Below are 21,804 nucleotides of genomic sequence, written 5' to 3'. Positions count from 1 at the left end.
ACAAACCGCCTGAAAAATTGTTCGCGCGCGGTGGGGCAGCGCCATTACTACCCTCACTGTGACCCTACTCACGGAGGTCAGGTGGCGCAATGTCCTTTTCGAAACCTGATCATTATGCCCTGTTTACGCTGGTGCGATCGTGCTAACCTGCGCATTATGCATACTTTAGACGGAACAGACGCCCGCATACTTTTGGCCATGGTGGCGGATCCGCGCCAAACAGTGGTGGCAATGGCCGCCACCCTTGGTTTGTCGCGCAATACTGTCCAGGCCCGCTTGGCATCCCTGGAGAAGCGGAACGCCTTTTTGAACTTTGACCACCGGGTCAGCACGGCAGCCTTGGGGTACCCCTTGACTGCCTTTATTTCTGTGCATGTGCAGCAACAAAAGTTGGGCGATCTGGCCTCATCCCTGGCCTCCATTCCCGAAGTCGTGGAGGTGCACGGCCTCAGCGGGCGGGAAGATTTGCTGGTGCGCGTGGTATCCAAGGGTGCGGAGGACCTTTTCCGGATCAATGGAAAGATCTTGGCGTGCGACGGCGTGGAACGCACGGAAACTTCCCTGGCCATGAATGAGCTGGTTCCTTTCCGGCTTACTCCCCTGCTGCAAAGGGAACTGGGAAAATAGTTCCCCTGCACCCAATCCGCAATCCTGCACACTCCGAACTACTGTCATGGGTTCGTAGGGAGCCCTCTCGGGACAGGACGTAAGAAAATACTTTCTTCGTCGTCAGGAAAAGGACTAATCATCATGCGCACTTCACCGAACAGATTGCTGGCCACCGTTTTCGGCGCCGTTTACCTCGTAGTCGGCATCTGGGGTTTCTTCGTGACCAGCGGGATCGGCTTCTTCGCCACTGAGGGCAGGAACGTGATCGTCTTTGAGGTCAACCCCCTGCACAACATCATCCACCTGGCCATCGGTGCAGCACTGCTGCTGGCCGGGCTCTCAAATGTCCGTGCCGCCAAGGCCATGAACTCCACTGTGGGAGCCGTTTATCTGCTGGTGGGAATCGTCGGGTTGTTCCTTCCCGGAACCGCGTTGAACATCATTGCCCTCAACGGCGCTGGCAACGTCCTTCACCTGGGCAGCGCATTTGTTCTGCTGGCAGTTGGTCTCTCCCAGGACCGCGCCGTCGCAGCACGAATCGCCTGAGCATGACAACCGCCCAGCATCTGGGAGCCCCGCCCGTTGCCGGGCGGGGTCCCGCCAGGGTTCTACCCAGCGGCCGGCGACGGCTTGAGGGCAGCACCCGGACGGGCACTGAACTTTCTTCGCTTTATACAAGTTTGGCACTGCTGGGCATCGCCGCGTTGGCGAGCGCTGCAGCATCAAGCTTGCTTCCGGGCATGGGCGGGGAAACAATCAGCGGGGAAGCCGCCAGCACCGAGGCAGGACGCGGATTGCTGGCCACCGCACCGTGGCAGTGGGCGGCAGGCATCGCCTCGGCTGTTTACGGACTGGGGGCACTGACATACGGCTTCGTTTCCTTCAGAAGCGGCACCATGAGGCGAGCGGACACGCTGCGGCTCGTTGTCTCGATAGCCGCCCTATTCCACCTGACCGGACTGCTGCTGGGTGTGTGGCGGATGCCTGAAGCCAGCCGAACCTTTGACATCACCTTGGCTTCACTGCTGGCTTTGGAATTGTCCGTCATAGCCGTCCTTGGCTGGCGGCGGAACGCGGCCCTGCGGCAGGAACCCAGAACCCGGACGGAACCAACAGCGGCGGCAGTGGTTGGCACGCTTTTCGCAGCCTCAGTCTTGGTCGCCGCCCTAACTACAGTGGGAATGGCAGCCTCCACGGCCGGTGAACTCGCCGTCCCCCACTCCGGACACAGCGACACCCCTGACAGCCCTTCGGTTCCCAGCAATATTGAGCAGCTGAAGAATCAAGACCACCACCACTAGCATCCACGAGCCCCCGTGTGGCTGCACGCAAGAGGCCCCGTCGTTTCGTCGTAAGTGACGAAAGGACGGGGCCTCTTGCTGGGGAGGAGCTGCTGGGCCCCCGCGCCCGAGGGACCCGAAGCGCAGACGCGCCAGCGGCTGCGCTTCGGGAGGGCGTGGGGACTAGTGGTCGGACGCCTTCTCGGCACCAACACCCGTCAGTGACCGGACATCCATCTCCGCCTGGATGCGCGGATCCTCGGTGTTCTTATCCAGTACCGTGCCCAACCAGCCCAGGAAGAATGCCAGCGGGATGGAGACGATGCCCGGGTTGGCCAGCGGGAACCAGGCGAAGTCGGCGCCGGGGATCATGGCCTTGGGGCTGCCGGAAACCACTGGCGAGAATGCGATCAAGATGATGGCTGAGGCGAGTCCGCCGTACATGCTCCACAGTGCGCCCTGGGTGGTGAACTTCTTCCAGAACAGCGAGTAGACAATGGTGGGCAGGTTGGCCGAGGCTGCCACGGCGAATGCCAGGGCCACCAGGAAGGCGATGTTCTGGCCGTTGGCCAAAATGCCGCCGCCTATTGCCACCACACCGATGACAATGACTGTGCGGCGGGCAACCTTGACTTCCATCTCCGGCTTGGGCTCGCCCTTGACGATGACGTTGGAGTAAATGTCATGGGCAAAGGATGCCGCCGCGGTGATGGTTAGTCCGGCAACCACGGCCAGGATCGTGGCGAATGCCACGGCTGAGATAAACCCAAGTAGCAGCGGTCCGCCGATCACGAAGGCCAGCAGCGGTGCGGCTGCATTGACGCCGCCGGGTGCTGCCAGGATGGCTTCCTTGCCGATCAAGGCGCCGGCACCATAACCAAGTACCAGCGTGAAGACGTAGAAGCCGCCGATGAGCCATATTGCCCACACCACAGACTTGCGGGCTTCCTTGGCCGTGGGAACTGTGTAGAAGCGCATGAGCACGTGCGGCAGGGCCGCCGTTCCCAACACCAGTGCCAGTGCCAAGGAGATGAAGTCCAGCGGAGCTTTACCGTACTGGGCGCCTGGGTTGAGTAGCGCCTCCCCGGCACCGCCCTCGGCAATGGAGGTCTGAACGGCGGCTTCCATCAGGGTTGAGAGGTTGAAGCCGTGCATGGCCAGCACAATGATCGTCATGATGCCGGCACCAATAATGAGCAGGAACGCCTTGATGATCTGCACCCATGTGGTGCCCTTCATGCCACCGATTAATACATAGACAATCATCAGGACGCCTACAACAGCGATGACCACGTTCTGCCCGGCTTTGTTGCTGCTGTCCAGTCCGAGGAGCAGCGAGACGAGCCCGCCGGCGCCGGCCATCTGGGCCAGCAGGTAGAAGAAGCACACTACCAACGTGGTGGTGGCTGCCGCGATGCGAACGGGGCGCTGCTTCAGGCGGAAGGAGAGCACGTCCGCCATGGTGAACTTGCCTGTATTGCGCAGGAGTTCGGCCACCAGGAGCAGGGCCACCAGCCACGCCACCAGGAAGCCGATCGAGTACAGGAAGCCGTCGTAGCCGTTGACGGCGATGGCGCCGGTGATGCCCAAGAAGGAGGCAGCGGAAAGGTAGTCGCCAGCAATGGCTGTACCGTTCTGCCCGCCGGAGAAGGAGCGGCCGGCCGCGTAGTAGTCAGCGGCCGTGTTGTTGTTTCGGCTGGCCCGGAACACCACAATCATGGTGACAGCCACGAATCCAACGAAGATCAAGATGTTGATCCACGAGTTTTCCTTGGTCTGGTCGCTGAGCGACTGGGCCAGCGGGGCAACGCTGTGAAGCGTGGAGGACAGGCTCACGGCTTAGACCTCTTCCTTTTCTTTGGGCTGGTTGGCTGACTCGATCTGTGCTTCCAGCCGTTGGCGAATCACTGCCGCCTGGGGATCGAGTTTGCGGTTGGCGTAAGTGACATACCAAGTGGTGATGCCGAAAGTGGTGACGAACTGCAGCAGGCCCAGAATCAAGCCAATGTTGATGTTGTCCCAGACTTTGATGGACATGAAGTCATGGGCGTAGGCAGCCAGCAGGACGTAGGCGAAGTACCAAACCAAAAAACCAATGGCAACGGGGAAAACAAAGCTTCGGTGGGACTTCTTGAGCGCCTTGAACTCCTCCGAGTTCTGCTCGGCTATGAAGTCCACCGGAAACTCGTTACTTGCGTGGGCAGAATTACCCATCATTCCTCCTTGAGTGATGTGATCCCTTTCACTATGGAGTGCAACGGGTCACATTTCCGAGGGCTTTGGTGGCCTCCGCGGTGAACGGCATGACTGCTGCGCCCAACGGCAGTTTCAACAGACTTCCCCACCCCATAAAGGCTTCGGAAGCCGAGAGAAGCTAGTCTTTAGTCCATGTCATCTCCTGTGCTGAGTGAGTCAACGCTGCTGCTCATCACCGCAATTGCGGTGGTGATCGCCGCCATCGCCATTGTGGCCGCACTAGGATTCCGTCTCTCTCGTTCGCACAGGGAGCTGGGCACCGAAGCCGAGCACGCAACGTTTGCCGCACTGCATTCAGCCGCCGCCGCAGGTGCCCAGCTGCGGAACGGTCTGGAACCTGCAGGGGCCTTGAAAGCCAGCAAACAGCTGCGCTCGCTGCTCAATTGCGCCGCATTTGCCATGACGGACGACTCCCGCCTGCTGGCGTGGGACGGTGCCGGATCCGCGGCAAAACAGCCCGATTCCGCTGTCGTCATGGACTTGGTGGCAAAAGCCCTGAGCAATGGCCGCACCCAAGTGGCTAGGCTGGATCAGCCGCTGCGTGAATCACTGGGGCTGCCCCGTGAAGACTCTGATCTCAAGGCCGCCGTTATTTGCCCGTTGACAGTGGACTCGCGGGCTGTGGGTTGCGTGATCATATTGTCCAAAACACCCACGGCAGGCCTGGTCCGTGCCACCAATGAGGTGGCGGCCTGGGTGTCGGCCCAGCTGGAACTGGCCGAACTCAGCTCCTCACGCACGCTACTGGCAGAGGCCGAAGTCCGGGCGTTGCGGGCACAAATCAGCCCGCATTTCATCTACAACTCACTGAACGCCATCGCCTCCTTCATCAACACCGATCCCCAACGAGCCCGGGACTTGGTGGTGGAGTTCGCTGATTTCACCCGGTATTCGTTCCGCCGGCACGGGGATTTCACTACCCTTGCCGAGGAACTGCGCTGCATCGACAGGTACTTGCTGCTGGAAAACGCCCGTTTTGGCGACAGACTCCAGGTGAGTCTGCAAATTGCCCCGGAGGTCCTCAGCACCGTGATTCCCTTCCTGAGCCTGCAGCCGCTGGTGGAGAACGCGGTCCGTCATGGCCTTGAGGCGAAGGTGGGCAAGGGGCTGGTGCAGATTTGCGCCAGGGACCTTGGCGCCTTCACCGAGGTGACCATCGAGGACGACGGCGTGGGGATGGACCCGGAGCAACTGCGGCTGGTGCTGGCCGGGCAGCACGATGGCACCCACGTGGGTCTGCGCAATGTTGATGCCCGGCTGCGGCAAGTCTACGGCGATGAGCATGGACTGACCGTGGACACTGGCATTGGCCACGGCATGCTGATCACCATGACGGTGCCCAAGAACCAGCCCGGGCACGACGCCTGATACCCAACCGCATCCCCCATTCCTCGCTTCGCTCGGCTGGGGCCCCTCGGCGGCTAGGCTTAGCCCATGATTAACGTTCTTGTCGCTGACGACGAGCTGCCGGCTGTGGATGAGCTGGCTTTCCTGCTGAATCGCGACCCCCGCATTGGCAAGATCTACAAGGCAATGAACGGCGCCGAAGCACTGGAACTGCTGGAACACCACGACGTTGACGCTGTTTTTCTGGACATCCACATGCCCGGATTGTCGGGTCTGGAGCTGGCCCAGGTGATTGGCCGGCGCAGCAACCCGCCGGTAGTGGTCTTTGTGACGGCCGACGACGACAGGGCTCTGGAAGCGTTTGAACTGGCAGCTGTGGACTACCTCCTCAAACCGCTGCGCACGGAACGTCTCACCCGCACGGTGGACAGGGTGGTGGATCTGGTGGCCCATCCCGCACCCGTCGAGGAGGTGGAAATGATCACCGTGGACCAGGGCGGTGTCAGCCGGCTCATCAGGCTCGATGAGGTCCGATTTGTTCAGGCCCAGGGTGACTACGCACGCCTGCACACGGCAGAGGCCAGCTACTTGATCCGTGTTCCGCTGGCAGACCTGGAACAGCGCTGGGCAGATTCCGGGTTCCTTCGAATTCACAGGTCATACCTGGTGTGCATGCAATTTGTGACGGCCCTGAAGCTGGGTGCTGCCAAGCCCACGGTCTCGGTGGCCAATGATGTATTGCCTGTCAGCCGGCGTCATGTGCCAGTTCTGCGTGAACACTTGCAAGCAACGCGCGTGCGGCCCGGCCAATGAATGTGCAACCGCTCCGCCCACCAGCCCAGGGCCGTGTCAGGGTTTCCGCGCCGCGCACGCTGGCCCACCACATCCCCTCCGGCACCAGCGTCTCTCAGGAAGTGGCAGAGCAAACGGCAGTGGGCGAGGTCATGGTGCGCTCGTTGATCCGTTCCCAATTGCGGCTAGCTTTGGTGGTGGCGGCTGGGTTCGTGGCCGCCCTCCTGCTCTGCTGGGCATTGGTGCTCTGGTTGCCAACGTTCACCGACTGGCGCGTTCTGGGCATCCCCGCCCCCTGGCTCATCCTGGCCGTGGGCGTGTACCCACTGATTGGCACCTGCGCGTGGCTTTACATCCGGGCTGCCACCAAGAATGAAGACCGGTACCGCGATTTGGTGGATGAGAAGTGAATCCAGCCATTGGCTATTCCGCACTCATCTTGGTCTCAGTCAGTACAGCGCTGATCGGGTTCTACGGTCTGCGAGTATCAAGAACCACCAGCGACTTCTATGTTGCTTCACGCACTGTGCGCCCGTGGTGGAATGCCTCGGCGATCGGCGGGGAGTATCTCTCCGCCGCAAGTTTCCTGGGCATAGCCGGGCTCATCGTCATCTCCGGGCTGGACGCCCTCTGGTTCCCCATTGGCTACACAGCCGGTTACCTGATGTTGCTGTTCTTCGTGGCCGCTCCCCTGCGCCGCTCCGGCGCCTACACCGTCCCGGATTTCGCCCAAGCCAGGCTGGAATCCTCCACCGCCCGCCATGTCACCAGTTTGCTGGTGGTTGCCGTGGGCTGGTTTTACATTGTCCCGCAATTGCACGGTGCAGCGCTGACCATTCGCACCACCACCGGTTTGCCGTCCTGGGTGGGCGCCGGCGCGGTGGTGGTCGTGGTGTGTCTGACAGTGGCCACCGGCGGTATGCGCTCCATGACGTTTGTGCAAGCCTTCCAGTACTGGCTCAAACTCACGGCCATTGCAGTGCCGGCCATCTTCATTGTCCTGATGCTATCCGGAGTCACTGGCCAGCAATCCGGGCCGACTATTCCGGCCGGTACGGAACTCTTCCCGCCGTCGAATCCCCCCAGCCTTGACTCAGCCTACGGAACCATTTCCCTCATGATTGCCTTGCTCTTGGGCACCTTGGGCCTGCCGCATGTGTTGGTGCGTTTTTACACAAACCCCGACGGCGCAGCCGCCCGCCGCACCACGCTGATAGTTTTGGGGCTGCTCTCCATTTTTTACTTCTTCCCCACCATCTATGGGGTTTTGGGCAGGGTGTTCCTGCCCGAGTTGGCCGCGACGGGGTCTCCCGACGCCACCGTATTGCTCCTGCCGGGGAGGTTGATTGGCGGCCTGGGCGGGGACCTTTTGACGGCGTTGGTGGTCTCTGGCGCCTTTGCAGCGTTCCTTTCCACGACCTCGGGGTTGGTGGTTTCCCTGGCTGGCGTCATCAGCCAGGACTTCTTGGGCGGAAGTGTGCGGGGATTTAGGATTGCGGCCATTTTTGCCGCCGTGGTGCCTTTTGCCGTGGCCATGGTGACGGATTCACTGGCACTGGCTGGCAGTGTGGGCCTGGTCTTTGCCTTCACGGCCTCAACCATCTGCCCCTTGCTGCTGCTGGGTATTTGGTGGCGTGGTCTCACGGATGCGGGTGCCGTTGCCGGCATGCTGACCGGTGGGGTGCTGTGCGCAACGGCCATGATTGTGGGGGCTCAGCTGCCTATCGATGCGCCATGGCGCAGCGTCCTGACCCAGCCCGCGGCCTGGAGCGTACCCACAGCGTTCCTGGTCATGGTGGTGGTGTCACGGGCCACCCAACACCGGCGCAGCACAACGGTTTCACGCTTCATGAGCAAACTTCATGTGCCAGAGCGGCCGCTGGACGTGGAGAACCCGCGCACCTCAAGCAGCTGACTCCCCCAACCGACAACTGGCCCGCAGAAAACGCCGAAAATGCGCGGTTTTACCGCGATTTTCGGCGTTTTCTGCGGGCCAGTTGTAAAAAGAGGCTACTTTGCTGGCAGCGGGTCGATGGATGCCATGAGCTCCACGACGCGGTCCAGGAATGCATCAACTTGGCTTTCCTCGTAGCCGTCACTGCCCTTTTCGGGGGCGAAGACGGCACGGCGCACTATGTCCACGCTAAGTTCCCCGTTGTCCTCAATGTAAACAAGTAGTTCCCGGCACAGCACGTCCACGTCGTTGATGTTGTAGCTTTGCGCGCTTTTTTTGGACGGGCGGCGGAATCGATCACCGTCGGGACGATGCAAGCGGGCGCGCAACACTGAAGCGGTCTTGCCGATCTTCATCATCCATGCTTTTTCGCCCTCTGCACCGATCAGCAATTCCTTTTCGCGCAGCACAAATTCGTCTTCGATCCTGTCCATGGCCGCATCCACGGCCTGCGCGCTGTAGCCCCCACGTGCGGGGTCGAAGCTTGCCGTTCGCACATCAAGGCTGGTAATGGCGTTGCCGTGCGTATCTGTGCTCAGGAAATATGCCCTGGCACGCTCCAAGAACACGTCAACTTGCTTGACGTTATAGCCGATTTCCTTGGGACCCACCAATTTAAATCTGGAGTTGGTCCGGGTTTTCTCATCCACTGTCACTGTCATTCCTTGAACATTTCTCTACGGCCTGTACCAAGTGGTGCAAGCCCTATGAATTCGGTTTTCTAGAACTGGCCTAAAACACTAAACGTGGCATAGGCAACAGGGGCTGCGAATAAGATTGAATCCAATCTATCCATTACACCGCCGTGCCCAGGCAACAAATTACTCATGTCCTTTATGCCCAATTCACGTTTAACCATGGACTCGGCAAAGTCTCCGCCGGTTCCAGCAAAGACCATTCCGATGGCCAGAGCGAAACCCACCCACCAATGCTGGTCAAGCAAGAATACTGTGGCCGGGATAGCCACCAGGGTTGCCCCGCCAAGGGAACCAGCAAAGCCCTCCCAGGACTTCTTGGGACTGATCTTGGGCGCCATGGGGTGCTTGCCGAACATGACACCCACCAGGTACCCAAAGGTGTCATTGGCAACCACCAGCAGCAGCATGATGATCACCTGGATAACACCGGGGTTGATGGCGGACAAGTCGGTGGTCAAACCAAGGACCGGACCATTTTCCCCACGCATCATCAGGAAGACAAAGCTGAGCAGGAATGGGATCCACATCAGCGCGAAGACACCGGACAGAATGCTCTTTACGGCGCCTGGTTCAGGATCCAGTGAACGCCACAAAACTGTGGCTCCCGCGCTTGCCACGAGTGCGAACAACAAACCCTCTGGACCGGCAAAGTAGGCGGATGCCGGCATGGCCAAGGCGCCGATCATGACAGGAGTCATGGGGGCTTTGATTCCTTTTCCAGCTACCGCCCGGGTCACTTCCCACACACCCACGCAGGCAAACGCGGTAGCAACCGCAACAAAAGCCAGCGGATAGAACAGCAGGGAGCCAATGACCACCAGTAGCAAGGTCACGCCAACTGCGATGGCAGCGGGCAGATCCCGGCCCGCCTTGGGCGTTCTGGGAGCCTTGGCCGCCGTGGCTTCATCCGGCATGGCAGCCAAGGGTGCGTGCGGAAGAGGCACAACGGGAAGTCCCGTCACCGCCAGTGCTGAGACCGGGCGCGGCGCAAGCTCTGAAAGCTCGTCAATTTCAGCCTCGTCGCCAGCTTCATCGTCTGCCTCGGACTCAAAACCGGGGTGCGTGGCAGTGGCCCCCGCCTCGACCCTGGCGGGCAGGATGGGCGCAGTCTTCGCCGGCACAGCGTCAACCGCGGCAGCCGGGGCTTCGGCAACCAGCGTGTCGGTGGGTGCCTTGCTGGAATCTGTTCCGCCGTCGAGCGTCCCATCCTTCTGGCCAGCCGTGGCAGGGCCCTGCGGCACAGCAGTTTTGGGCACGGTGACGTTAGGCACAGCAGTTTTGGGCACAATGATAGGAATCATGCCTGTCAGCTCAGCGTGACGACGCGCCTTCCGAGAGGGAAATTGGTAGTCGTTAGGCTGGCCAGGGAGTTCGACCTCTGGATTTGACGCGGCCGGCCCCGAAACGGGACCGGCCTGCGCACGCTTGGGGTCAGTCATTAGACCTCGAGAAGCTCGACTTCCTTGCGTTTGAGCAGCTCATCGATGTTGTCCGTGTGCGACTTGGTCATGGCGTCCAGTTCCTTCTCGGCACGCGAACCCTCATCTTCACCGGCGTCGCCGTCCTTGACCAGCTTGTCCAGCTGTTCCTTGGCCTTGCGGCGGATGTTCCGCACCGAAATCTTGGCGTCTTCACCCTTGGTGCGGACCACCTTGACGTATTCCTTGCGACGCTCTGCGGTTAGTTCCGGCATCATAATGCGGATAACGTTGCCGTCGTTGGACGGGTTGGCACCCACCTCGGATGAGCTCAGGGCACGCTCGATGTCGTGCATGGAGGTTTTGTCAAAAGGTGTGATGAGCAAGGTGCGCGCTTCCGGCACGGCAAATGCTGCCAGCTGCTGCAAAGGCGTCGGTGAACCATAGTAATCCACCATGACCTTGTGGAACATGGCGGGGTTGGCACGGCCTGTACGCACAGCGGAGAAGTCCTCTTTGGCAACCTCTATGGCCTTGTCCATCTTTTCTTCGGCCTCGAGCAAAGTATCTTCGATCACGCGTCTCTCCCTCAATAAATGACTACACAACACTTCCGCGGCATTTGCGCGCGGCAATTCTGAGACCATCCTACCGTGAGCTACAGATTAGCTGCACCCACCCACACGGCCTGTTTGCGCTATTACGGGGTGACCAGAGTTCCCAGCTCTTCGCCAAGGATTGCGCGGGCCACATTGCCCTCACCTTCCATGCCGAAAACCAGCATGGTCACGTTGTTGTCCTTGCACAGGCTAAAGGCCGTTTGATCCATGACACGGATGTCACGGGCCATGGCCTCGTCATAGCTGAGGTGGTCCAATTTTACGGCCGTGGGGTCCTTTTTGGGGTCCGCCGTGTAGACGCCGTCGACGCCGTTTTTGGCCATCAGCACTACGTCGGCGTGGACTTCCAAGGCACGCTGGGCGGCCACGGTGTCGGTGGAGAAGTAGGGCAAGCCGGCGCCGGCGCCGAAGATGACTACTCGGCTCTTCTCGAGGTGGCGGATGGCGCGCCGGGGAATGTAGGCCTCGGCGACCTGTCCCATGGTGATGGCGCTCTGCACCCGGGTGTCTACGCCGGCTTGTTCCAGGAAGTCCTGCAATGCCAGGCAGTTCATGACAGTACCCAGCATGCCCATGTAGTCGGCGCGTGAGCGGTCCATGCCCGAGGCGGACAATTCCGCTCCGCGGAAGAAGTTGCCGCCGCCCACAACAATGGCCACCTCCACGGTGTCAACGGTGCTGGCGATCTGCTGGGCGATGCCGCGGATGGTGTCCGGATCCACACCCAATTTGCCAGCGCCGAAGACTTCGCCGGAGAGCTTTAGCAACACACGACGGCGCTTGCCAGCTCCCGCTGCGGGTGCTGTGCTGCTTGGCGCGGTCTGGGAAATATTCGTGGTCATGGTGCCTTCCGTGGGTGCCGGTACGTAGCAACTTAAACTGGGTCTGGGTCTGGGTGCAGGGCCTAGCGAAGAGCTGCGTCTAAAATCTTATCTGACGTTACATGCAAAGAAGGGGCAACCGCAGATTGCGGTCACCCCTTCTTCGTCACATCTAGCTATACGACAAAAGTGTCTTATGCTCCGACGCGGAAGCGTGCGAAAGCAACAGGCTTGACGCCTGCTTCTTCCAGAACAACGCCAACACTCTTCTTGGAGTCCTTAGCGAAAGGCTGGTCAACCAGAACGAGTTCCTTGAAGAAGCCAGTCAAACGGCCTTCAACGATCTTGGTCATGGCTGCTTCGGGCTTGCCTTCAGCCTTTGCGGTTTCGCCAGCGATGCGGCGCTCGTTCTCAACGGTCTCTGCAGCAACTTCGTCACGGGAGACAAACGTCGGGGACATGGCAGCAATGTGCACGGCTACGTCGTGGGCAACTTCCTGGTTGTCGCCGTCAATAGCGAACAGCACGCCAACCTGGGCCGGAAGGTCCTTGGAGGTCTTGTGCAGGTAAGCGTCAACAGTTGCACCCTCAATGCGTGCAAGGCGGCGAATGGCAACCTTTTCACCCAAGAGTGCGCCGGCTGCAATGACAGCCTCGGACATGGGCTTGCCGTCAACGTCAACAGCCAGCAGTGCCTCAACATCGGCTGCGCCGGAGGAGACGGCCGTGGCCAGAACCGTGTTGGCGAATTCGATGAAGGGAGCAGCCTTGGCAACGAAGTCAGTTTCGCAGGCGACCTCAACCATGACGCCAACGCCACCGTCAACAGCTGCGGCAACGAGGCCTTCAGCAGTTGAGCGGCCTTCGCGCTTGGTAGCACCCTTGAGGCCCTTGATGCGGATGAGCTCCATGGCCTTCTCGGCGTCGCCGTTGGCCTCGTCGAGAGCCTTCTTGACGTCCATCATGCCAGCGCCCGTGCGCTCGCGCAGAGCCTTAATATCAGCGGCGGTGTAGTTCGCCATGTGAACCCCTCAGTGTAAATGTTTAAGTATGTAAATAAGCAGTAGGCCAGTTCTGGCAGGACCGCTGTGCTTTGTGAGCGGCGCGATCCTGCCAGTATCTGGTTCCTAGGTGGCGGCCCTTAGCGATTGCTCCCTAAGGTAAGTCCGCGAGGAAAAGTTTTTTACTTCTCGGTTGCAGCTTCTGCAGCAGCTTCGGCCGGAGCTTCAACTACGGCTTCAACAGCAGCTTCGGCCGGAGCTTCAACAACGGCTTCGGCGGGGGCTGCAACAGCCTTGTCGCCTTCGAGGAGCTCGCGCTCCCACTCAGCCAAGGGCTCAGCCGGAGCTTCTTCGTTGCCGGTTGCCTTGTTGTTGCGGGCGATCAGGCCTTCTGCAACAGCATCAGCGATAACGCGGGTCAACAGTGCAACGGAGCGGATGGCGTCGTCGTTGCCCGGGATCGGGAAATCGACTTCGTCAGGGTTGCAGTTGGAGTCCAAGATGGCTACAACGGGGATCTTGAGCTTGTGTGCCTCGTCGATGGCGAGGTGTTCCTTCGGGGTGTCAACGATCCAGAGCACGGAGGGTGCCTTGGTCAGGTTGCGGATACCACCGAGGTTGGTCTGCAGCTTGGTCAGTTCACGCTTGAGGAGCAGGAGCTCCTTCTTGGTGTGACCGGAGGATGCAACGTCCTCGAAGTTGATCTCTTCGAGTTCCTTCATGCGGGAGATACGCTTGGAAACCGTCTGGAAGTTGGTGAGCATACCGCCCAACCAGCGCTGGTTCACATAAGGCATGCCAACGCGAGTAGCCTGCTCAGCAATTGCTTCCTGAGCCTGCTTCTTGGTACCAACGAAGAGTACGGTGCCGCCGTGTGCAACGGTGGACTTTACGAACTCGTAGGCGCGGTCAATGAAAGACAGTGACTGCTGCAAGTCGATGATGTAGATGCCGTTGCGCTCCGTGAGGATGAATCGCTTCATCTTCGGGTTCCAACGACGGGTCTGGTGTCCAAAGTGGACGCCGCTGTCAAGCAGCTGGCGCATAGTTACGACGGGCATGCCGGCGCTCCTTCTTGTAATTTTACGGTTGTTTAGCTTGCTGGCCCGGACGGGGATACCCGCCTGGACGCTGCTCCTAGCACCCATTGTGTATGCCATAAACCGCCGTGAGGCGGACCGTATGGCCACAATCCGTCAGCAGGACCCAAGATCACTCTTAGGATGCCTCGTCAGGGAGGAGTGCGCGTAGTCAGTGCACACACAGCACACTGCTGCTTCAATGTTACTACAGAGGCGTAACGATGACTGACCACAATTAGTCCTCAACAGCCCACCCTGAAGCTCGTCTTGTCCACATCGTGCAGCCAGCTGGCTTCAACCTCACTTTTCGGGTGCACGCTTGAGAGATGAGCAACATATTTGGGCGTGGCCGGACGCAAATTGTGGGCACATTCCTTCTTGTTCTGGTTGTGCTGCTGCCGGGCTCCAGCCTGGCCGCCCCGTCGCTGTCGTTTTCACGTTCGACGGCGGCCACTCCCCTGCCAGCCTCAATCGCCTGGGGTTGGCCGATGGCAGGCAAACCCGGGGTGCTTCATGCCTTTGACCAGCCGGCGAAGCCGTGGCTGAGCGGGCACCGGGGTGTTGACTTGGCGGCCCCACGGGGCTCGCCCGTACTGGCACCCACCTCCGGCGTGGTGACCTTCGCCGGCGTCGTGGCTAATAGGCCAGTGCTGACCATAACCGTTGACAACGGCTTGCGGCTGAGTTTTGAGCCCGTGGTCTCGGAGGTGAAAGTTGGCGATTCCGTGAGCCGCGGACAGGAGTTGGGTGTTGTGGAGGGTCCAACCCATTGTGATGGGGCGCCGGCTCCAGCGGACAGCTGCCTGCACTGGGGCGTGCGACGCGGCGAAACATACCTCGATCCACTGCAGTTCATCTTTGACCTGCGCCCGTCAGTCCTGCTCCCCCTCATCAACTGACCCGCAGAAAACGGCGAAAATTGACGGTTTTCGTGCGTTTTTCGGCGTTTTCTGCGGGCCAGTTGGAGACAGGGCCCACGTGCCCGAGGGTTCCCTGGCCGAGCTTGCGAGGTTAGGGAGGGTGTGGGGATCAGACGATCGCGGAGATGCCCGTGATGGCGCGGCCCGTGACCAAGGTGTTGATCTCATAGGTGCCCTCATAGGAGTAGATGGCCTCGGCGTCGGCGAAGATCTTTGCCATCTCATAGTCGGTGACGATGCCGTTGCCGCCAAAGAGGCTCCGGCCCATGGCCACCGTTTCCCGCATGCGCGCAGTGGTGAAGGCCTTTGCAAGTGCTGATTGCTCGTCCTTGGCCTGGCCCAGATCCTCCAGCTGGGACAAGCGAACCATCATGCCTGTCGAGGCGACGGTGTTGCCCAGCATCTTCACGAGCTGGTCCTGAACCATTTGGAAGGAGGCGATGGGGCGGCCAAACTGCTGGCGTTCAATGGCATAGCGGCGGGCCACATCAAATGCCGCCATCTGTTGGCCAACTGCCTGCCACGCCACAGCAAGGCGGGTTACCTTGAGAACCTTGTTGGTGTCGCGGAAACTATTGCCGCCAGCAAGCTTGAACTCGTGTGGAACCACCACATTTTCCAAGGTGATGTCGGCGTTTTGAACCGTGCGCAGGGCCGTCTTGTTCTCAATCTTGGTGGCGCCGTAGCCGGGCAGTTTGGTGTCAACGATGAAGGCCTTGACCTGGTTGTCTGCAATGTCGCGGGCATAGATAACAACCCAGTCCGAGAAGGTTGCGTTGCCAATCCAGCGCTTGGCACCGTTCAGGATCCAGTTGTCGCCGTCTCGCACCGCCGTGGTGCGGGTGCCGCCGGCAACATCTGAGCCACCGAGGGGCTCGGTCAAACCAAAGGCGCCGATCTTTTTCATGGCGTAGATGTCTGGCAGCCAGGCAGCTTTTTGTTCTTCCGACGCCAGGGCTTCAATGGAACCGGTGAACAGGCCGTCATGGACGCCCATGAACGTGGCGATCGAGGCATCAGCCCGTGTGAACTCTGCATGGCTCAACCCGGCAAAGAGGCTTGAATAGCCTTGGCGGTGAACGGGGCTCATGATGTCCAACTCCGCCAACTTGGGGATGAGCTCCATGGGGAACTCGCCGCGGTTCCAGCAATCGGTGGCAATCGGCTTGACTTCCTTGTCCAGGAAGTCCCGGAGATCCTGGAGGCGTTCGCGTTCCTTCGCGGAGAGCATCTGCTCAAATCCATAGAAGTCACCATCGGCGTAGGGAAGATTGTTTAGGTCAACAGCTGCCTTGGACACGGGTAATCCTTTGCTTGTTCTCATCATTGAATAGTCAACGGTTCGGCCCAGCACCAAACTTGTTACTGATGAGTAACATACCGCATTCGCGTGACGCGGGCAACATTCACCGAGGAAACTCCCACCGGAATGAGCACCCAAGTGGCCGCCGTCGAGCCTGAGTTTAAAGCAAAATACCCCCGGAATCATGGAGATTCCGGGGGTATTGCGTGTAGGGCCACTCGGACTTGAACCGAGGACCTTAGGATTATGAGTCCCGCGCTCTAACCAGCTGAGCTATGGCCCCATGCAAGGTGCCCCTCCTTCGGTAACTGCACAACCTAAGGAAAAGCACTCTCACAATACTAATGGGTCTTGAGCTAAACCGCGTGATCCTCGTAGCTTCCGCCACGATAAATGTCTTCAAAGGTGTCCAGGGTCTTTTTCAAACCATGACGTGCCACCATGTCGTGGCTGGCAGCACCCATGGCGTCCCTGTCCTCGGGAGCCAGGCGCATGATCGTGGTGATCTTCTCGGCCAGGTCGTCACTGTTGTTCGGCATGAACAAGTAGCCGTTGACACCGTCTTCAACCAAGTGCGGCAGGGCCATGGCATTGGCCAGCACCACAGGTGTTGAGGCGCTCATGGCTTCCAACGTCACCAGAGACTGTAGTTCTGCCGTGCCAGGCATGACGAACAAATCGGCCTTGAGGTAGACCTCACGCAATTCCTCATCACTGATCAGGCCGGTGAACTTAACGCGTGGGGAGAGCCCCAACTTCTCGGCCTGCGCCCGCAACGCGCTCTTAACCTCGCCACCGCCAACCACCACCAGGTGCAGATTGAGCTCGGCTGGAGTCTTGGCGATCGCATCAATGAGGACGTCAATGTGCTTTTCTTCGGCAAGGCGCCCCACGAAGGCCACTGTGGGGTACGGGTTCGACGGCTTAAGCTCGCCCTCGGCGAGTTCGTAGTTGCCCACCTCAATGCCGTTGGAGAGCGGCAGAACCTTGCGCAGGAACGCGTGCTGGTGCATGGCTTTGGCGGCCAAGGGGGTGGGCGTGGTAACAACGTCCGCCTTGCTCATGACCTTGCCCATGTCGCGCCATGAAACACGGCCCACGATGTTCTTGAACCACTGCGGGAACGGCAAGAAGGGGTTCAGGTTTTCGGGCATGAAGTGGTTGGTGGCCACAATCCGCACACCACGACGCTTCGCCTCGTAGACCACATGCTCGCCGATCATGTAGTGGCTTTGAACATGCACCACATCGGGGCGAATCACATCAAAGAGAGCCGCAATGTCCTTCTTGATCTCCCATGGCAGGCTGACCCTGAAATATTCGTGGGTGGGAACGGGCCGGGACCGCAGGCGGTGCACAGTGGCCTCCGGGCGTTGTTCAGAAAACATGGGTCCGCCGTCCGGGCGGCATGCCATCACGTGTACTTCATGGCCCCTGGCACTCATACCCGTCGCCAACCGGAATCCAAACTGAGCTGCGCCATTGATATGCGGAGGATAGGTATCTGCTGCTATCAAAATGGTGAGCGGTTTTAGCGAGCTTTCACTCGGGGTGGATGACACGGATAAAACTCCTGGTGGCTTCTTAGATGGCCCGAGGGCTGGCACGTTACTTACGTTGTTCCTTCTTTGCAGCTGCACGCTGCTTCACCACGTCAGGGTGGTGCCGGGACAACGCGATCACCCCCACGATAGCAAGTATCGCCGCCCCAGCCATGGCAATTGCCACCACTGGGGGGACATCGTCACGAAGCTCACCTAAAATGGCGATGCCAATGGCAATGCCCACAATGGGGTCAATCACGGTTAGTCCGGCAATCACCAAATCCGGCGGCCCACTGGCATAGGCGCTCTGCACAAACCAGCTTCCCAGCCCGCCAGCGGCGGCAATAGCAATCACCGAGTACCACTGCACATTGAGCAGGAACAGCCCGTTGGGGTCAAAAATCTGTTTGGAAATGATGCGTGTCAGCACGGCAACAAAACCAAACAACACACCGGAGCCCAGGATGTAAAAGAACGCTTTCAAGCGGTGCTTGAACAGCACCAGCGCCCCGCCAAACAGGATGATGACGGCTGCCAGCAACAGCACCACCGTCAGTTCCTGGGTGGTGTTGACGTGGGTGTTCTCCGCCACGACGTTCACGGCCATCAGGACGAACAAGGCGCTGCCAGCAACACAACAGGTGATGGCCACAACCGTTGCCCGGTTGAGCCTGATGCCTTGGTCCCGCGAGTTCACAATGGTGGTAATCACCAGGGCTATGGCGCCGATGGGCTGCACCACCGTCAGCGTCCCCAGAGTCAGGGCAACAACGTTCAGAGCCATACCCGCCCCGAGCAGCACCAGTCCGAACACCCAACGCGGGTTCTTCAGAAGGCGCAGGAAGCTGGCGCCGCCCAGGGCAAGCCCGCCCGTGTTGTTTTGCACGGCACTGCCTTGGCGTTGCGCACCAAAAGCGAGAAAGAAAGCCCCGGCTACTGCGCACACCACGGCAAGCCACATCACGGGCGGCCCTGGACTGGCTTGCCGGGCAGGTGAAGTTCACGGTGTTTAGCCATAACCGCCACCATGTACTGGCTGAAAGCGATAACGTGCATCACCATTCCGGCGCCAAGAAAAACCCAAGCGAGAATGAAGGTGAAATCCGATTCCAAGGCCTTGGCCAGCAACAGCATCGGCGTGCCAATCATCAGCGCCGCCGTGCGCGTCTTGCCCAGCATGGTGACCTTCAGATCTGCATCTCCCCGGAAGAAGTACAGCGTAACGCTCAGCAGTACGACGTCGGGAATCACCAACAGCAAGAGCAGCCACAGGGGCAGGATATCGGCAACGACCAGGGTGATGCTGACAGCCACCAACGCCACCCGGTCGGCCAGGGGGTCCATGATGCGGCCAAGTTGTGTGGTCTGGTTGAGTTTCCGGGCGACGAACCCATCAATCCAGTCGGTGCAACCCATGAGGGCGAGGACAAAAACACCCCAGCCATACTCGCGCCGCGCAAGGACCAGCCACACAAACAAAGGCGTCCCCAGGAACCTGACCACGGTGATGATATTGGGGATGGTGACGATGGCGTTCACGTTCCCGGCTTTGGCGTTGGAACTGGTGGACATCGCGGGTCACCTCCCCTGGCGATAAGTGTGTCGGGCCGCGCAACCGGCATCAAGTGTGGTTATGAACATTTGTGGGGTTAAACTACTTCTTTAACAACTTTCGCAGCAACAAGGCGCAAGCCCCGGCAGACACGGCCAGAACAGCCAGTGGTTTCCATCGTTCCTTGACAGTTTCCACGACGTGCCCAGCCTGTTCCGAGGCACCGGCCGCGGCCAAGTTCATGACGTCCTTGGCCCGGCCCTTGGCATTGTCGATCAAGTAGTTGGCTTGTTTCTTCACATCTGCCTGGTCCACCAGTTCCTCACGCACAGTCATCAGGTGGGCGCGTCGGGCGGTGGTGCGTTCAATGAGCTCGTTTTCGTTGGCCTTGGGACCGTGCTCGGCTTCCTTGGCTGCCCGTTCCGCCTTAGCCTTCGCCGCCGCTTCTTCAGCTTCAGCCTTGAGGGCCTTCTTTTCTTCCTTGGTCAGGGGCTGCGGATCAAGTGTTGCCGGGTCAAAGTCGCGACCTTCCTTGGCAATGCCCAGGTCGTGGCGAATTCCACGCCATGCCTGCTCCGGCAACAATGGCAGCAAGGTCTTGAATTTGCGGTAACCAATCAATCCGCTGAATCCAATAATGAGCAGAAACGCTGCGCTGACAAGAAGCGCCGAAAGCCACAACGGCATAAGGGTGGCCAAGCCGGCAATGGCAGCCACCACCAAGGCAATAACCAGAAGTGCGGTGAAGGCCAAAGCAAGGCCGGCGGCAATCGCGACACCGCCCACGCGGGCTTTCTTGTGTTCCAGTTCCAGCTTGGCCAACGCAATTTCGTCGTTGATCTGCCGTGGCACCAGCCTCGAGGCAGTTTTGAGCGCTTCGATCAGGGAAGATTCTTGTGCCTTAGGGCTTTCATCCGCCGTGATATGCACGTCCTTTTGCACATCCGTCACTGGAACCGCCTCCGTAATGTGAGTTTTTGCTGCCAATGGAAAGTAGGCGCAAACCCGAAGTCTTTGTACCACCCCCGCTAGGAGGCACTACCGTAATGTCAAAATTACCATCCATCAGGCACCCGGCGTTCCTGTAGCCAAACTTGCTCGAACGCGTCATGGCGAAGAACACCGCTACGGCTTGTCTCCTCCGGGCTGGCACGTCAACAACGGCCACCGTATTTGCCGGGTGTCAAAAGCACTAGCATGAGTCAGTGGGCTATCCGGATCTGGAGCTGCCCACATTCACGCACACACCCCCAGAACCATAAGGACTCCAGCCTTGACCATCACAGCCCATCCCGGCGATGCCCTGTCCCGCCGACAGAAACTGGTCTACGTTTTGGTCTTGGGACTGCTAACGGCGCTGGGACCCTTCACGATTGACCTGTATCTGCCAGCATTCCCCATCATTGGGCATGAGCTGGGAGTCAGTGCCGCAGCCGTGCAGCTGACCCTGACAGCCACGACCATTGGATTCGCCGCCGGGCAGCTGGTGGTGGGCCCCTTCAGTGACAAGTTTGGTCGGCGGATGCCGCTGATCCTGGCCACCGCGCTGCATGTGGGAGCATCCATTGGTGCCGCCATGTCCACGGACATCACCATGCTGGGCGTGTTCCGCGTGCTCCAGGGCATTGGCGCGGCAGGCGGCGGAGTGGTGGCGATGGCCATGATCCGTGACCTCTTCGGTGGCTACCAGCTGGTCCGTATGCTCTCGCGCATGTCGCTGGTGAACGGCATGGCACCCATTCTGGCCCCCGTCATCGGCTCCCAGCTGCTGCGCGTCATGGATTGGCCCGGCATCTTCTGGTTCCTGGCCGGCTACGGCACCTTGGTGGTCATTGCCGCGTTTGTCTTCATCATTGAGACCCTGCCACCTGAAAAGCGCCATTCCGACGGCGTGAGTGTCGCCAGCAGGTACAAGGCAGTGTTCAGCGACAGGATATTTGTTGGAACGCTCTTTGTGGGCGGGCTGAATTTTGCCGCCCTTTTCACGTATCTCTCGGCCTCCACTTTCCTGTTCCAAAACACGTACGGATTCACACCCCAGCAATACGGCTACTTGTTTGCCGTGAACTCCCTAGGTGTGGTGGCTGGCGTGCAAATAGCTTCGAGGATCATGCGCCACACGGGGCCGCAATGGGTCATTGCCGGGGCAACCCTCGCCCAAGTGGCCTCCGCCGCCGCCATTGTTATTTGCGATCAGCTTGGCCTGGGCCTGTGGGGCATCATGGTTCCGCTCTGGTTCTTCATCTGCGCCACGGGTTTCATGTTCCCCTCCGTCCAGGTCATGGGTCTGGCCCGCAACGGGAGGCAGGCAGGCACGGCAGCCTCGCTGCTGGGCGCGGCAACCTTTGGCTTCGCCGGGATGATCACGCCCGTGGTGGGCCTGGTGGGTGTGGCGGCGACGAGCATGGCCACCATCATGGGCATCTGCAGTTTGCTGGCCATGGCCGCCCTGTGGCTCATTGTGCGGCCGCGCATGGTACCCAAGATCTAGCGTCCCACTGCGCGAGCGTTCGTGAAAAACGCCCCTTACCCCTACGTGCCAGCCTTGAGTGAGAGAGTTTTTCTCATTCATGTTTGGTGGGGCAGGAGGAGATAATTATTCATGGA

The 21,804-nt window shown here is 59.8% G+C and carries 22 protein-coding genes and 1 tRNA gene; 9 read left to right on the top strand and 14 right to left on the bottom strand.

The genetic code is table 11. The features are described from left to right. Window positions 1-156 precede the first annotated feature (156 nt). The 3 genes from CVS27_RS19485 (at window position 157) to CVS27_RS19475 (ending at window position 1,910) form a co-directional block, all read left to right on the top strand. Window positions 157-627 carry an Lrp/AsnC family transcriptional regulator gene (locus CVS27_RS19485; protein WP_103467507.1) on the top strand — a complete coding sequence of 157 codons (471 nt, stop codon included), beginning with the start codon at window positions 157-159 and terminating at the stop codon, window positions 625-627. A gap of 123 nt (window positions 628-750) precedes the next feature. Beyond that, window positions 751-1,155: a DUF4383 domain-containing protein gene (locus CVS27_RS19480; RefSeq protein WP_103467506.1), complete on the top strand. Its 405-nt coding sequence runs from the start codon at window positions 751-753 to the stop codon at window positions 1,153-1,155. Window positions 1,156-1,157: 2 nt separating this feature from the next. Beyond that, entirely contained in the window at window positions 1,158-1,910 is a 753-nt protein-coding gene (locus CVS27_RS19475) for a hypothetical protein (protein ID WP_103467505.1), read from the top strand. A 162-nt stretch (window positions 1,911-2,072) separates the two neighbouring features. Here the strand turns inward: CVS27_RS19475 and CVS27_RS19470 are convergent, their stop codons facing one another. Continuing rightward, window positions 2,073-3,689, bottom strand: a complete 1,617-nt coding sequence (locus CVS27_RS19470) for a monocarboxylic acid transporter (protein WP_103467524.1) — start codon at window positions 3,687-3,689, stop codon at window positions 2,073-2,075. A gap of 39 nt (window positions 3,690-3,728) precedes the next feature. Further along, a complete protein-coding gene (locus CVS27_RS19465; RefSeq protein WP_103467523.1) occupies window positions 3,729-4,103 on the bottom strand; it encodes a DUF485 domain-containing protein in 375 nt (124 codons plus the stop codon). A 189-nt stretch (window positions 4,104-4,292) separates the two neighbouring features. On the opposite strand from CVS27_RS19465, the gene CVS27_RS19460 reads away from it, so the two are divergent. From CVS27_RS19460 to CVS27_RS19445, 4 genes are all read left to right on the top strand, one after another. After that, window positions 4,293-5,513, top strand: coding sequence for a GAF domain-containing sensor histidine kinase (locus tag CVS27_RS19460; protein ID WP_370739537.1), 1,221 nt, complete (start codon window positions 4,293-4,295; stop codon window positions 5,511-5,513). Window positions 5,514-5,579: 66 nt separating this feature from the next. Further along, on the top strand, window positions 5,580-6,305 hold the full coding sequence (locus CVS27_RS19455) for a LytR/AlgR family response regulator transcription factor (protein ID WP_103467503.1): 726 nt from the start codon (window positions 5,580-5,582) through the stop codon (window positions 6,303-6,305). After that, window positions 6,302-6,694 carry a hypothetical protein gene (locus CVS27_RS19450; RefSeq protein ID WP_103467502.1) on the top strand — a complete coding sequence of 131 codons (393 nt, stop codon included), beginning with the start codon at window positions 6,302-6,304 and terminating at the stop codon, window positions 6,692-6,694. Before CVS27_RS19455 ends, CVS27_RS19450 begins: the two co-directional genes overlap by 4 nt. Further along, window positions 6,691-8,199, top strand: a complete 1,509-nt coding sequence (locus tag CVS27_RS19445; protein ID WP_103467501.1) for a sodium/solute symporter — start codon at window positions 6,691-6,693, stop codon at window positions 8,197-8,199. The genes CVS27_RS19450 and CVS27_RS19445 overlap by 4 nt, the downstream gene beginning before the upstream one ends. 95 nt (window positions 8,200-8,294) lie before the next feature. Here the strand turns inward: CVS27_RS19445 and CVS27_RS19440 are convergent, their stop codons facing one another. From CVS27_RS19440 to rpsB, 6 genes are all read right to left on the bottom strand, one after another. Then, window positions 8,295-8,894 carry a DivIVA domain-containing protein gene (locus CVS27_RS19440; RefSeq protein ID WP_370739536.1) on the bottom strand — a complete coding sequence of 200 codons (600 nt, stop codon included), beginning with the start codon at window positions 8,892-8,894 and terminating at the stop codon, window positions 8,295-8,297. Window positions 8,895-8,959: 65 nt separating this feature from the next. Next, the gene (locus CVS27_RS19435) at window positions 8,960-10,237 is read right to left on the bottom strand and encodes a phosphatidate cytidylyltransferase (protein ID WP_243400286.1); all 1,278 of its coding nucleotides are present in this window, start codon (window positions 10,235-10,237) and stop codon (window positions 8,960-8,962) included. A 137-nt stretch (window positions 10,238-10,374) separates the two neighbouring features. Next, a complete protein-coding gene (gene frr, locus CVS27_RS19430) occupies window positions 10,375-10,932 on the bottom strand; it encodes a ribosome recycling factor (protein ID WP_103467499.1) in 558 nt (185 codons plus the stop codon). Window positions 10,933-11,054: 122 nt separating this feature from the next. Continuing rightward, window positions 11,055-11,816, bottom strand: coding sequence for a UMP kinase (gene pyrH / locus CVS27_RS19425; protein WP_103467498.1), 762 nt, complete (start codon window positions 11,814-11,816; stop codon window positions 11,055-11,057). A 173-nt stretch (window positions 11,817-11,989) separates the two neighbouring features. After that, window positions 11,990-12,817, bottom strand: a complete 828-nt coding sequence (tsf, locus tag CVS27_RS19420) for a translation elongation factor Ts (RefSeq protein WP_103467497.1) — start codon at window positions 12,815-12,817, stop codon at window positions 11,990-11,992. 161 nt (window positions 12,818-12,978) lie between these two features. Beyond that, window positions 12,979-13,857, bottom strand: coding sequence for a 30S ribosomal protein S2 (gene rpsB, locus CVS27_RS19415; protein WP_103467496.1), 879 nt, complete (start codon window positions 13,855-13,857; stop codon window positions 12,979-12,981). A gap of 347 nt (window positions 13,858-14,204) precedes the next feature. Here rpsB and CVS27_RS19410 point away from each other — a divergent pair, with 347 nt between their 5' ends. After that, the gene (locus CVS27_RS19410) at window positions 14,205-14,777 is read left to right on the top strand and encodes a M23 family metallopeptidase (protein WP_103467495.1); all 573 of its coding nucleotides are present in this window, start codon (window positions 14,205-14,207) and stop codon (window positions 14,775-14,777) included. A gap of 130 nt (window positions 14,778-14,907) precedes the next feature. On the opposite strand, the gene CVS27_RS19405 is transcribed toward CVS27_RS19410, so the two are convergent. From CVS27_RS19405 to CVS27_RS19380, 6 genes are all read right to left on the bottom strand, one after another. After that, on the bottom strand, window positions 14,908-16,122 hold the full coding sequence (locus CVS27_RS19405; RefSeq protein ID WP_103467521.1) for an acyl-CoA dehydrogenase family protein: 1,215 nt from the start codon (window positions 16,120-16,122) through the stop codon (window positions 14,908-14,910). Window positions 16,123-16,310: 188 nt separating this feature from the next. After that, window positions 16,311-16,384: transfer RNA gene (locus CVS27_RS19400), tRNA-Ile, on the bottom strand. Between the two features lie 73 nt (window positions 16,385-16,457). Then, the gene (locus CVS27_RS19395) at window positions 16,458-17,663 is read right to left on the bottom strand and encodes a glycosyltransferase (RefSeq protein ID WP_103467494.1); all 1,206 of its coding nucleotides are present in this window, start codon (window positions 17,661-17,663) and stop codon (window positions 16,458-16,460) included. A gap of 46 nt (window positions 17,664-17,709) precedes the next feature. Continuing rightward, window positions 17,710-18,609, bottom strand: coding sequence for a DMT family transporter (locus CVS27_RS19390; RefSeq protein WP_103467493.1), 900 nt, complete (start codon window positions 18,607-18,609; stop codon window positions 17,710-17,712). Further along, the gene (locus CVS27_RS19385) at window positions 18,606-19,217 is read right to left on the bottom strand and encodes a CDP-alcohol phosphatidyltransferase family protein (protein WP_103467492.1); all 612 of its coding nucleotides are present in this window, start codon (window positions 19,215-19,217) and stop codon (window positions 18,606-18,608) included. The genes CVS27_RS19390 and CVS27_RS19385 overlap by 4 nt, the downstream gene beginning before the upstream one ends. An 82-nt stretch (window positions 19,218-19,299) precedes the next feature. Then, a complete protein-coding gene (locus CVS27_RS19380; protein ID WP_243399649.1) occupies window positions 19,300-20,148 on the bottom strand; it encodes a phage holin family protein in 849 nt (282 codons plus the stop codon). 322 nt (window positions 20,149-20,470) lie between these two features. On the opposite strand from CVS27_RS19380, the gene CVS27_RS19375 reads away from it, so the two are divergent. After that, window positions 20,471-21,688: a multidrug effflux MFS transporter gene (locus tag CVS27_RS19375; protein ID WP_103467491.1), complete on the top strand. Its 1,218-nt coding sequence runs from the start codon at window positions 20,471-20,473 to the stop codon at window positions 21,686-21,688. Window positions 21,689-21,804: the final 116 nt, after the last annotated feature.

Origin of the sequence: Arthrobacter glacialis (assembly GCF_002909445.1) — a bacterium.
GTDB lineage: Bacteria > Actinomycetota > Actinomycetes > Actinomycetales > Micrococcaceae > Specibacter > Specibacter glacialis.
This window is presented reverse-complemented; position numbering and strand designations above follow the sequence as displayed.